Origin of the sequence: Flavobacterium sp. Root186 (assembly GCF_001428525.1) — a bacterium.
GTDB lineage: Bacteria > Bacteroidota > Bacteroidia > Flavobacteriales > Flavobacteriaceae > Flavobacterium.
Map to the genome: position 1 here is coordinate 350,376 of NZ_LMHW01000012.1, position 12,792 is coordinate 363,167.

General features: G+C 32.4%; 8 protein-coding genes. 5 read left to right on the forward strand and 3 right to left on the reverse strand.

The annotated features are described in order from the left end of the window. Positions 1-84: 84 nt before the first annotated feature. From ASD98_RS12725 to ASD98_RS12745, 5 genes are all read left to right on the forward strand, one after another. Positions 85-5,196 carry a translocation/assembly module TamB gene (locus ASD98_RS12725; protein ID WP_056205244.1) on the forward strand — a complete coding sequence of 1,704 codons (5,112 nt, stop codon included), beginning with the start codon at positions 85-87 and terminating at the stop codon, positions 5,194-5,196. After that, positions 5,180-7,498, forward strand: coding sequence for a BamA/TamA family outer membrane protein (locus tag ASD98_RS12730; RefSeq protein WP_082577841.1), 2,319 nt, complete (start codon positions 5,180-5,182; stop codon positions 7,496-7,498). The genes ASD98_RS12725 and ASD98_RS12730 overlap by 17 nt, the downstream gene beginning before the upstream one ends. A 178-nt stretch (positions 7,499-7,676) precedes the next feature. Then, positions 7,677-8,306: a DUF4230 domain-containing protein gene (locus ASD98_RS12735; RefSeq protein WP_056205247.1), complete on the forward strand. Its 630-nt coding sequence runs from the start codon at positions 7,677-7,679 to the stop codon at positions 8,304-8,306. A gap of 105 nt (positions 8,307-8,411) precedes the next feature. After that, positions 8,412-8,948, forward strand: coding sequence for a hypothetical protein (locus ASD98_RS12740; RefSeq protein WP_056205250.1), 537 nt, complete (start codon positions 8,412-8,414; stop codon positions 8,946-8,948). A gap of 48 nt (positions 8,949-8,996) precedes the next feature. Beyond that, positions 8,997-9,557, forward strand: coding sequence for a hypothetical protein (locus ASD98_RS12745; protein ID WP_056205253.1), 561 nt, complete (start codon positions 8,997-8,999; stop codon positions 9,555-9,557). A 100-nt stretch (positions 9,558-9,657) separates the two neighbouring features. Here the strand turns inward: ASD98_RS12745 and ASD98_RS12750 are convergent, their stop codons facing one another. From ASD98_RS12750 to ASD98_RS12760, 3 genes are all read right to left on the reverse strand, one after another. Continuing rightward, positions 9,658-11,424, reverse strand: a complete 1,767-nt coding sequence (locus ASD98_RS12750) for an aromatic amino acid hydroxylase (protein WP_056205256.1) — start codon at positions 11,422-11,424, stop codon at positions 9,658-9,660. A 137-nt stretch (positions 11,425-11,561) separates the two neighbouring features. Beyond that, entirely contained in the window at positions 11,562-12,008 is a 447-nt protein-coding gene (locus tag ASD98_RS12755; RefSeq protein WP_056205447.1) for a hypothetical protein, read from the reverse strand. Between the two features lie 88 nt (positions 12,009-12,096). Continuing rightward, a complete protein-coding gene (locus ASD98_RS12760) occupies positions 12,097-12,507 on the reverse strand; it encodes a group III truncated hemoglobin (RefSeq protein WP_056205258.1) in 411 nt (136 codons plus the stop codon). Positions 12,508-12,792 lie beyond the last annotated feature (285 nt).

The window sequence follows — 12,792 nt, forward strand, 5'->3', positions numbered from 1 at the left end:
GTTAAAGGTTTAAATTTTACATTTTTGTAAGACGTATTACTGTGCTTTTTTCAGAAGCAATTAAATCCTGTATTTTATTGACGTATGAATAAGAAACCTATTTATTATTTTAAAAAAACACTTCGTGTACTGTTATGGTGCGTGGTTTCTGTAGTTGCACTTTTATTACTTCTAATAATATTAATTCAGGTTCCGTCTGTTCAGAATTTGGTTAAAGACAAAGCGATAACGTACCTCCATAAAAAGATAAAAACCAAAGTTTCTTTAGATCATATTTCTATTAAATTCCCTAAAGATGTAGTGCTGGAAGGTTTTTATTTTGAAGATCAGAAAAAAGATACACTGCTGGCAGGAAAACGATTAGAAGTTGATGTTGATCTTTTCAAACTGGTGAGCAGTGAACTCGAAATCAACTCTGTTTCACTTGAAAATGTAAAAGCCAATATTTCAAGAAATAAAGACGGTATTTTCAATTTTGATTATATCATAAAAGCATTCGAATCCAAAGAACCAAAAGTAGAAGATCCGGATGCTAAACCATTCAAAATATCGGTTGTAAAAGTAAATCTGGATAACGTCAAATTTAATTTTAAAGATGATTTTGCTAAGAACGATATTGCCGTAAAACTAACGCATTTCGATACAAAATTCAATAAATTCGATTTAGATAAAATGGATTTTGATATTCCAAATATTGATCTTGACGGATTAAAATTGGTTTTAAATCAGGATGTTGTCGAGCAGATTGCTGTTGTTTCAGTAAAAACTGTTGATACAATTTCAAAACGAAAAGACTTCAAATTAAAACTCGGAAAAATCAGTTTGTCAAAAATTGATATTGCTTACGATAACAAAGATTCGAAACTAGATTCAGGAATAAAACTCGGAAACTTAGATTTGTCCGTTAATGAAATTGATTTAAACAAACAGCTTCTAGATTTTGATACTTTCGAACTTAAAAACCTAACCGGAAATTTAAGATTAGGAGCAAAGGACAAACAAATTCAGGCGCCAAGTTTAGATACAACGGCGATTAAACAAGTAGGCTGGAAAGCAAAATTAAACAAAGTCAACATACAAAATATAGCCTTTAAATTTGATGACATGCAATCGAAACCAGCTTCAAAAGGAATCGATTACAGTCATTTAGATTTGAGTAAATTTAATCTGGAAGCCGAGAAATTATATTATGCAAATGATACCATTTCGGGAAATATAAAATCACTTGCAGCAACAGAAAAAAGCGGTTTGAACATTCAGTCTTTAAAAACAAATTTTTTCTATGGGCCTAAAAACGCTTATTTAGATAATTTGTATTTAAAAACACCGCAAACACTTGTAAAAGATAAAATTAAGGTAGAATACAAATCACTCGCAGCACTCCAAAAAGATATCGCAAATCTTGCTGTCGATGCCAATTTAAAAGATTCAAACATAGGATTCAAAGACATCTTGTTATTTGCTCCCGATTTACAAAAAACAAATCCGTTTAAAAGTAATCCAAATGCCATTTTATATGTAAACAGCCGTGTAAACGGAAAAGTAAAAGATTTGAATATTCCGAAATTCGAAATGAGCGGAATTGGGACAACAAAAGTTTCCCTTTCGGGGAAAATAACCGGACTGCCAGATGCTCAAAAAGCGTATTACGATTTGAATATCAAAAAAATAGCAACGACTTCTAAAGACATAAATACGTTTGTACCAGCCGGAACAATTCCGAAAAACATGCAGCTTCCTTCGCAAATAAATCTGCAGGGAAAATTTAAAGGTTCTGCTCAGAATTTCAAAACTAATCTGGCCTTAAACAGTAATTTCGGAAATGCAAAAGTTGACGCTTTATTTGACCAGCGCGTTAAGAAAAAAGAGAAATACGATGCAACGGTTTATTTACTTGATTTTGATTTAGGCCGATTAATCAAAAACGATTCAATTGGAAAAATTACGCTTAAAGCGAAAGTAAAAGGAAATGGTCTGGACCCGAAAACAGCAAAAGCAGAATTGGATGGAATCGTTCAAAAAGCAGTTTTCAACAGATATACCTACAGAGATTTAGCATTAAAAGGAGATATAGCAAATGGTTCATTCGCAGTAAAATCAGAAATGCAAGACCCAAATTTGAATTTTGATTTAGCTGCAAGCGGAAATACACAAGAAAAATATCCGTCAATAAAATTAAAGCTAAACCTGGATATTGCCGATCTTGAAAAACTAAATCTTCATGCCGGGCCAATGAAACTTCGCGGTATTGTCGATGCCGATATTGCCAATAGCAACCCGGATTTTTTGAATGGAAAGGTATTTCTTTCGAACATTCAGATTTTGCAGGATAAAGAACCAATCGTTTTAGACTCTGTTCGTGTCATTGCTTTTTCAGACAACACACGAAATAATATTAAAATCTCCTCTCAGTTTTTAAAAGCCGAAGTTGACGGAAAATACAAACTGACCACATTGACAGCGGCAATAAAAAAATCATTGTCAAAATATATCGATTTGAAAAATCCGAAAGCAAACGGAGAATCTGATGAACAGCGATTGGCTTTTACATTAACGGTTGATAATGACCCGATTCTTTTTAAACTAATTCCAAAACTGACAGGTTTAGAGCCAATTAAAATTACCGGAAAATATAATAATGTAACCGATTCTTTAGAAATAAGAGGAACAATTCCGAGAATCGTGTACGCAGATAATACAATAGCAGATGGAAAAATTAATATTGAAGCCAAAGAAAATGCTTTAGAATATTCTGTTTCTGTAGCTACAATCGAAAGTGGTTCATTAAAAGTTCCGTTTACCAGTTTATCAGGAAAAGTAGAAAATAATATCTTGACTTATGCGCTTGAAGTTCAGGACGCAAAAGAAAAACCTCAATATTTTATTGCTGGGGAATTTAAAACGGAAGATTCTAAAAACATCTTTAAAATTGATGCCGAAAACTTCATTTTAAACTATGATAAATGGAACATCGACCCGGAAAACGCAATTGAATTTGGAGACAAACGATTATATGTCAATAAATTTTTCCTGAATAATAACGGAAATGAATTGAAAGTTCAATCGCAGGGAACACAGGACAATGCGCCGTTGCAAGTCGATTTTGTAAACTTCAAAATCGAAACCATTATGAATATGGTTAAAAAAGATAAGTTGTTGATGCAGGGTTTAATTAACGGAAATGCCGTTGTTGAAAATGTCATGACTAGCCCAACTTTTACTTCTGATTTAAAAATTGATGATTTTGCTTTTAGAGGAGAAGCTGTTGGTGATATTGAAATTAAAGTTGATAATAAAACTAATAATTTACTGAATGCAAATGTGGCATTAACGGGAGAAGGAAACGAGGTAAACCTGACCGGAAATTATAAAATGGATGACGGAAGTCTTGATTTCAATTTAGATCTAAATAAATTGTATGTCAAAAGTATTCAGGGTTTTACAATGGGAAATGTAACAGATGGAACGGGATATTTATCAGGAAACTTTAAAATTCTCGGGAATGCATCAAGCCCAAAAGTTTCGGGAGAATTAAATTTTAATGATGCTGGTTTTAGAATTACGCAGCTGAATTCCTTTTTCAAAACGGATAATGAAAAAATCACATTTAATAACGATGTAATCACTTTTGATAAGTTTACGCTTCACGATGAAAATGACAACGAATTGTCGGTAGACGGAACCATTCAATCGCCGGATTTCAAAAATTATAATTTTGGTTTAGTTATTACGGCAGACGATTTTAGAGCCATACATTCTAAAGAAGTAGATAATGATTTGTTTTATGGTGATATGTTTCTGGATACAAAGCTCAATATTAAAGGAAATCTCGAAAGCCCTGTTGTCGACGGAACTATTAAAATAAATAAAGAAACCAAGTTTACGGTCGTTATGCCTCAGTCAGATCCTTCAATTGCAGATCGTGAAGGAATTGTAGAGTTTGTCGATGAAGATAATATGTATTTAAGACAAACTGTTGAACTGCAAAATGAACTCGATCAATCTGAAGTAAAAGGAATGGATGTGAATGTGGCCATTTCGATTGATAAAGAAGCAGAACTTACTTTATTAATTGATAAGGCAAATGGGGATTATTTGAAATTGAAAGGCGAAGCAGAATTAGTTGGCGGAATCGATAAATCAGGAAAAACAACTTTAACTGGGAAATATGAGTTTACAGATGGGGCTTATGAAATGAATTTTAACGGAATCAAAAGAAAATTTGATATTCAGAAAGGAAGTTATATTACCTGGAATGGTGAACCAACAATGGCAAATTTAAATATTACGGCAATTTATAAAGTAAATGCAGCGCCAATTGATTTATTAGGAAACCAACTTGGAAACGACGATTCGGCTGTAAGAAATACATACAAACAAAAGCTTCCTTTTCAGACTTTACTGAAAATGAAGGGAGAATTAATGAAACCCGAAATTTCTTTTGGAATTGTACTTCCTGAAGGAAATTATGATGTTTCTTCGGATGTGGTTGAGCTTACTCAGACAAAGCTGAAACAATTAGAACAAGATCCGGCAGAATTAAACAAACAGGTTTTTGCACTTTTATTATTGAACCGATTTGTGGGCGAAAATCCATTTGCAAGTGAAAGCGGCGGTACAAATGCAGAGTCTTTGGCAAGACAAAGTGTGAGCAAAATTCTTTCGCAGCAATTAAACAATCTTGCCGGAGAATTAATTACCGGATTTGAAGTCAATTTTGATTTAGAATCTACAGAAGATTATACTTCCGGGACAATGCAAAACAGAACCGATTTGAATGTTGCCGTTTCTAAAAAACTGCTAGATGACAGATTGAAAGTAACCGTAGGAAGTAGTTTTGGTGTTGAAGGCGCGGAACGTGCCAACGAAGAAAGCACCAATATTGCCGGAGACGTAGCGCTGGATTATCAGCTTACAAAAGACGGTCGTTATATGGTTCGTGCTTATAGAAAAAATCAATATCAGGTAGCAGTCGAAGGTCAGGTTGTAGAAACGGGAGTTGCTTTTATTATTACAATGAGTTACAATAAATTCAGAGAGCTTTTTCATCGCTCAGAACAGGAAAAGCAAATGATACGAGAAGAAAAAGCCCGTAAAGAGAAAGAAAAACAAAAAAAGAAAGAAGCAAAAGAGAAGGAAAAACTAGAAGAAAATCAGCAGGAAAATCAAATTGAAGGAAATGAACAAAAAACATAATCATATAAAAGATAAATATGTAAAGTATTTTATACTGTTCTGCCTGTTTTTTGTTTTAGGCTGCAGTAATACTAAATATTTGCCGGAAGGCGACTTGCTTTACGTTGGCGGCTCTGTAAAAGTCAAAGATTCTTTAATAAAGAAAAAAGAAAGAAAAGCACTCGAAAAAGAATTAGAAGATTTATTACGTCCAAAACCAAATAAACAAATTTTAGGATTACGTCCTAAATTATGGATATACAATCTTGCCGGAGAACCTAAAAAACAAAAAGGAACAAGATATTGGCTTCGCAATAAAGTAGGAGAGCCGCCCGTACTTTTCAGTAAAGTCGATTTAGATTATAATGCTTCTGTTTTACGAAATTTTACCGAAAACAGAGGTTATTTTAAAACCCGTGTTAGTGCCGATTCTACTGTTCGAAATAAACGAGTTACGGCAGAATATACTGTTATTCCTAAAAAACAATACATCATCAAAAGCGTTACTTTTCCTGATGACTCTCTGGCAATGTCCAGAATTATAGGAAGATCAAGCCGAAGAAGTTTATTGAAAGTTGGAAAGCCGTATGATTTGGACGTTATAAAAGCTGAAAGAGAACGAATTGACGCAAGACTTAAAGAGAAAGGTTATTTTTATTTTAACCCAGATTACCTTTTAGCTCAGGTAGATAGCAGTAAAGGCGATCACGAAGTAAAAGTTAGAATTGTAATAAAGCCAGATACGCCGCCAAAAGCCCTTACAGCGTATAAAATCAATAATATTTATGTGTATCCCAATTATTCACTTTCGAATGACAGTGTGGTTTATAGAAAAAGAGATATTACAAAATACAAAGATTTTACAATCATCGATACAACAGAAACCTTTAAACCAAGGATTTACGACCGAACGATATATTTTAAAAAAGGAGATTTATATAATAGAAAAGACCATAATCTAACCTTAAACCGTTTTGTAAATCTGGGTACTTTTAGTTTCGTAAAAAATGAATTTAAACCTTCAGATAGTATTCCTAAGACTTTAGATTCATATTACTACTTGACGCTTCTGCCTAAAAAGTTTATACGTGTTGAGGTTTTAGGGAAAACAAATTCAGCGAGTTATACCGGAACGGAGGTTAATTTAAATTGGAATAACCGAAACTTTTTTAAAGGTGCGGAATTATTTACTGTTTCTGTTTTTGGCGGTGCCGATTTCCAGCTTGGCGGTGTAAATAAGGGAAAAAATATTTATAAACTTGGAGGAGAAGTTAGTTTAACCTGGCCAAGATTTATAACGCCCTTTAATATTGAAGGAAACAGCGAATATGTACCAAGAACTAAAGCAACTTTGCGATATGAATATCAAAAAAGAACACAATTGTATGCACTTAATTCCTTTAATACTTCTTTTGGATATTTATGGAAAGAAAATATTCGAAAAGAACATCAGTTAAATGTGATAGATGTAACGTATGTAAGTCCAAACCATGTTACGCCGGAATATTTAGAAGATATTGACCAAGATCCGGCTTTAGAGAAAGTAATTGAAAAGCAATTGATTTTTGGACCGACTTACAGTTATACTTACACGAATACAATGCAGAAACGCCGAAAAAACACGATCTATTTTAATGGAGAATTAGATTTAGCCGGAAATATTACCGGATTAGTTACAGGCGCAAATTATAAAAAAGACAATGTAAAAACGATATTTGATGTTCCGTTTAGTCAGTATGTGAAAATCAGATCCGATTTTAGACATTATTTAAAATTAGGAAAAGAAAGTGAATTAGCCAGCCGATTAATCGTAGGTGCAGGATTTGCTTACGGAAATTCAAATACACTGCCAACATCAAAACAATTTGTAGTAGGGGGAACCAATAGTATTCGTGCCTTTCGAGCAAGAACTTTAGGGCCGGGAAGTTATGTAATTCCGCCAACAACAAACAACAATTATACACCAGATCAATCGGCAGATTTAAAACTGGAATTCAATACAGAATATCGTGCAAAATTATTTAGTATTGTAAGAGGCGCTGTATTTATAGATGCAGGAAATATTTGGCTTTTAAATGCCGATCCAGACAAACCCGGAGCCGAAATTTCAAAAGATTTTATGAAAGAACTTGCCATTGGAGCAGGCGCAGGTTTACGTTTCGATTTGTCGTTCCTGATTTTAAGAACAGATTTAGCTTTCCCTCTTCGAAATCCAGCTCTTCCAGACGGACAAAGATGGGTAATCGATGATATTAATTTCGGAAGCGGACCATGGCGAAAAGACAACTTGATTTTGAATATCGCTATTGGATATCCTTTTTAGTATTATTCGTCACGAATTCACGAATTATCACAATTTATAGGAATGCTTAAAATTGAATTTCACGAATTTTAATTTGTGGACTTAGAAGATTTATGCGAAAAGAAATTAACGGAAATTCGTGAATTCGTGACGAAAAAAACTAAAAAAAGAAGTAAATTCGTCTAAATATTTAACAGGAATGCAAAACTTGATCAAAAGAATTATTAGCATCGGTATTATTATTTTAATCATTGTTCTGGCTTTTAAATACTGCCAGTTTAAAAAAGATGAAGACTCTACAATCGATTATAATACCAATTTAATTCAGCAGCAAATTTTAAATGTTGGAAAACTGGTGGTTACCGAAGGACATTTCTCAGAAGTGATCACTTATAAAAATCAGCAGAAGTATCTGATGGATATGATTTCATTTGAAAAAAAGGCACTTATTGTGGTCAATGCCAATGTTACCGTTGCCTACGATTTGCATAAAATGAAATACGATATTGACGAAAAAAACAAAACCATTACGATTTTAAATATCCCAAAAGAAGAAATCACAATCAATCCCGATATTCAGTTTTATGATGTCGAACAAAGTAAACTGAATCCGTTTACTGGCGACGATTACAATAAAATCAACAAATCGGTAAAAGCCAGTCTGGCAAAAAAAATCGAAAAATCAACCCTAAAAACAAACGCCCAAAATAGATTAATAAGTGAATTGTCTAAGATTTTAATTATGACAAATTCAATGGGCTGGAAATTACAATACAACGGAAAAACTATTGAATCTGAAAGCGAGCTGAATCAGGATTTGAAGCTTTAATTTAAGGTTCAAAGGCTCAAAGTTGCAAAGTTGCAAAGGCTCAAAGGTTTTGGTTTACTGTACATTAATCTGAAAAGATAAAAATATTAAGGATAGAAGAAATATATGAAAATAACTTTACAAAGAAAAATAGCAGTTCTTTGGTTTGCGCTTTCGATTTTTAATGCAATAAATTATGTTTGCCAAATCATTCGATTGCGAGGTACTTTCGGTAGCTTTGGAGACAGCGTTTTTACTACATCCTATTTTGCACAGATTTTTTCGTATGAGTTATTTGAAATGTTTATTCCAATTTCAGATGAAAACTTATATTTTGTGTATCAATTGGAGTGGTATTCAAATATAGTTTTGACTTTATTGTCAATACTTATTCCTGTTATATTATTTTTTAATTTAAAATATTCCAGAACAACAGCAAAAGCGTTTTTAATTTTGTTCATATTATTTAATGTCTGGGCAATTTTTATAAAAATGACTTTGTTTTTGCCTGTTGCTGATGAATTATCTAAATATGAAATAATGATTAATAAGAAAGTTGCGAACTATATTCATTATTATTCAGCAGTATTATTGATTGCAATTTTAATGTCTGTAGGGTTATTTTATAAATCCAAAAAAGAAGAAAGTATTGAGACTATTTAAGCTTAGTAATGATAATAAGTATTTTGAAGATTGTAAAATAAATAAACCATGAAAACCACTTTATTACTGTTTATTTCATTCTTAAATTTCAATTTTTTTGGAATGGATTATTACATCGAAGCAAATGTAAAAACTCCGTGCAAAGATGATTTTCCTTCTGGTTTGTCTTTCTTTTTTGAACAAGTTGGCGGGTATGAAGAAAAAAGCATGGCTAGTCAGGTTGAGAAAATTCTAAAAATTGATCTTTCTACTTTTCAGGAATATGATTATGAAGATTCTACAATGCCTAATAAATATTGGAAAAATATTAATCTTTTTGAAAAAACAATTGATGATTTATTATTGAAAATAAAAGCAAATCCTAATTATTTTAAAAAGGTAAAATACAATCCTGTTTATGAGGATTATGTATATTCTTCTGATAAAAAAGACATGGAAAAAAATCTACAAAAAATGAAAGAGTTTGAGAAAAACCCATTACACGAGTATCCATATAATAATGGATATTTAAACTCAAATAAATTTGTGGCAGAATTAAACCAATTAAAAGCTCTTCTAAAATGCTATAAAAAACATGGAGCCACAAAAATTAAACTAACTTACATGTAATTATAATAAACTTTGCGACTCCGCGACTTTGCGAGATTAAAAAAAATCAGCGTATATCAGTTTAAATCAGTAAAATCAGCGGGCAAAAAAACTTCGTGCCTTAGTGCCTTTGCGGCAAGGAACTATCAAAAATTAAATCCAATCCCCCAGAAATCAAATGCGCAATTTCAGGACGTTTTTCTTTCAATTGATCCAAATAAACTAATACTTCCTGTAAAAGCTGTTTCTCATCAGAATCTTTCAAAAGTTCAGCGATTTCAACAGATAACAACCAATCGTTTGAATGATTATTTTTTAGGTTTTCAAAAATAGATTTCAATTCTGTTTTAGAACCCTTATTTTTTCTAATATCTCTAACTGACGCATATAAATTCTCTAATTCATCACGTTCGTCGGTATGTTTAGCTTTTATAGTTTTAGTTGTTGGAACAATATTTATTAAGTCAAAACTATTTACATCGGCTGGACCTGAAAAAGCAGAAATCACTTTTTTGCCAATCGCCATATCGTAATTTCCCCAATCAGGTTGAAATAAAACAGTTTCGCCATGTGTTACAGTACAATTTCTAAAACTGATTAAAATGATTTCTCCATGTAAGTTTCTAGAACCTGTAATAATCTCACCTTCAACAATAATATTACCTTCAAATTCCAGTTTTACAGTCTCATTTTCAACAATGCTGTAAGCCTGCAAATCCTTCGGACTCATATCTTCTATCGCCAAATTAAAGCCTTTCAGTTTCCCAATCGGACTTCCAAATCCGTGTGGATGCGTCAAAGTCCCGTGGCCGACTAATTCTTTTTCACGATATGATAAAGCCGTTTTTCCAGTTGTTTGAATGTAAACCGGTTTTCCTTCCTCTTCAATAACATTCGTAAAAACACCAGAAATTTGTAAACCTGTACTCAATTCAATTGTACCTAAAGCATTTGATTGAATTAATTTTTTAATTCCCGAAAGCCCTCCGGTACGCAGCGCCATTTTATTCGCAAACTCTTCCAGAATCAAACTTAAATATGAAAAATTAGGTGTAACATAAAGTTGAGGCTGTAACTGCGTAATATCAAAATTTTGATTTGCTGCCGAAATATCATAAGGGATCTTCTTTACATTATCCGTCATACACCATGCACTTTCACCAATCGAAGAAAGTAATCCTGCGCCATAGATTTTTGGATTTTCGATCGTTCCGATCAAGCCATATTCAACCGTCCACCAATGCAGGTTACGAATTTGAGCCATTTCAGACAATTCGCCCATATTATTTTGTAAATCGGCAACTGCTTTTTCAGCTTCCTCGATTTTATCCAGCGGTGTATCTTCCGCTTCTTTCAAAATCGAAAGCAATCGAATCGCTTCATACATTTGATAATCTTTGTGAGAAGAAATCGCTTTACAGCCAATTTCACCAAAACGTCTTAAATATTCTGCATATTCAGGATTTGCAATAATAGGAGCGTGGCCGGCACCTTCGTGAATAATATCCGGAGCAGGTGTATATTCAATATGTTCTAATTGTCTAATATCTGATGCAATAACCAAAACATTATAAGCCTGAAACTCCATAAAAGCATTTGGCGGAATAAACCCGTCAACTGCAACAGCAGCCCAGCCAATTTCAGTTAGAATACGGTTCATTCCGTACATGCTCGGAATAGAATCAATCTCGATTCCCGTTTTACGCAGACCGTCCAGATAAGAATGATGCGCCACTTTAGAAAGATAATCTACGTTTTTGCGCATAACATATCGCCAAACCGCCTGATTAATTGGTGTGTAATCACTATAATCCTGAGGCTTAATAAATTGCTTTAAATGTTTTGGCAATCGTTCTAATAACGGATTGGTTTCTATAGATGCATTCATTTCGAAAACGTTGTAGATTAGAATGTAAAATTACGAATTTAGGTCGCTATTTTTTGCTATTCATCACAAAATTTTTATTCGAAAGTGATTTTTATTGCGTTTTTATAGATTTTTTGAAGTTGACAGAAAGCTGGTTTTTAACAGTCATTATTTTCATAATTAACTTTTTCCATTGTTTTCTCGAAGTTTTCAAGTTCTTTCTTAGTCATTACAGCTTCTTTTAAATCAACTGGTAATTGTTTTTTAGCATCAGAACTAATCCATAAACCAGTAAAAGTATTTCCGGTTTTCTTTAGAATTAAAACACCGCTAAAACCATGTTCAACTAAGACAAATTCATTCTCTTTCTTTTTATTTTGCGTAATATCAAGCTGTATCCATTTTTTTGATTTGTCATATCGATACATAGATGTATACATTAAATCGGCAGTACATGGATTTTCTTCTGTTTTAATATAAACAGTTATAGATATTTTTCCGTCAACAGTTCCTTTGTATAAACTAGAAACCGGGGCTTGAGATTGTGCACTTAAATGGTTTAAAAAAAAGATACAGATTATACAGAACAGGATAATTTTTTTCATTTTAAATATTGATTGGTTTTTGGTAGTATTTGGTTCAATCAAATTTATTTAATTTAAAATAGTATCCAAATTTAATTTGTCAGATATTTTAAGATTTACCTGATGAATTTCGTAACTCATTTTCGGCATTTCTAAAATATTCAATTTTGTGGCTGAACATAAAAGCCATATTTGTGGCACGCATTTTTGCTTCTTCGGTAATTACCCCTGCAAATTGCGCATCGATTGTAGTATTAAAAATCTGAATCCAGCGGTCAAAATGAGTTTTATCAACCGGTAATTGTTTGTGCGGAGGAAAAGGTGTTCCGGAATAAGCGCGAACATCAAATAAAATAGTCTGCCAAAAACCATACATTTTTTGCAAATGCGGTTCCCAGCGATCTTGTAATTTATCATTGAAAATAGGACCAATAAGATCATCTTTTCTAACATTATCATAAAAGCTGTTGACCATTTGTTTAATATCTTCTATAGTCGAAATATCTTTAAGCGTTTCCATGTTTTCTAATAAAATTGAAATGCAAAAATACGATATAACTTCAGGTTCGATCTATGATATTTGTCATTTATGAAATAATTATAAGTCGCATTTTGGATTAAAAAACCATAATTAAATGACTGATTTTAAAAGTTTTGTAAATGTTGAAATTTAAATGTAAGTTTTTTATGGTTTTTAATATTTTAAATAATTGATTTTTAATTATTTATAAAAAATAAAGATGTGTTTTTGTTAAGGTAATATTTACAAATGATGTGTATTTGTAAAGTTGTAATTATAACGATT

Coding starts and splice junctions, on each gene's coding strand:
- ASD98_RS12725 (WP_056205244.1), top strand. CDS start 85: ATGAATAAGAAACCTATTTATTATTTTAAAAAAACACTTCGTGTACTG.
- ASD98_RS12730 (WP_082577841.1), top strand. CDS start 5,180: ATGAACAAAAAACATAATCATATAAAAGATAAATATGTAAAGTATTTT.
- ASD98_RS12735 (WP_056205247.1), top strand. CDS start 7,677: ATGCAAAACTTGATCAAAAGAATTATTAGCATCGGTATTATTATTTTA.
- ASD98_RS12740 (WP_056205250.1), top strand. CDS start 8,412: ATGAAAATAACTTTACAAAGAAAAATAGCAGTTCTTTGGTTTGCGCTT.
- ASD98_RS12745 (WP_056205253.1), top strand. CDS start 8,997: ATGAAAACCACTTTATTACTGTTTATTTCATTCTTAAATTTCAATTTT.
- ASD98_RS12750 (WP_056205256.1), bottom strand. CDS start 11,424: ATGAATGCATCTATAGAAACCAATCCGTTATTAGAACGATTGCCAAAA.
- ASD98_RS12755 (WP_056205447.1), bottom strand. CDS start 12,008: ATGAAAAAAATTATCCTGTTCTGTATAATCTGTATCTTTTTTTTAAAC.
- ASD98_RS12760 (WP_056205258.1), bottom strand. CDS start 12,507: ATGGAAACGCTTAAAGATATTTCGACTATAGAAGATATTAAACAAATG.